General features: G+C 41.2%; 1 protein-coding gene. It reads right to left on the bottom strand.

The genetic code is table 11. The features are described 5' to 3' along the window. The coding region (locus tag HC176_RS19555) for a transposase (RefSeq protein ID WP_209309855.1) at positions 1 to 255 on the bottom strand (255 nt) is incomplete at both ends.

Raw genomic sequence — 255 nt, 5'->3', positions numbered from 1 at the left:
TCAACATCCCAACAACGTTGTTTTCTTTTAGCAATACCTTGCTCACTTTTCAGTAATGTTTTGGCCTGGGCTTTTAATCGTATGAGATTATGGTTGCGCTCAATTATACGGTCGTATTTGGATTTGTGACAAAGGCTTCTAAGCGGACACCCTTGACAGTTTTGGGCTTGATAGCGATGTATTTCCTGTTCAAAACCATTTTTTGTTTCCCTTTTACAAGTGCCAATGTTTGTCATGGCCTGTCCCATGGGGCAA

This window comes from Tamlana crocina (assembly GCF_012037625.1).
This window is presented reverse-complemented; position numbering and strand designations above follow the sequence as displayed.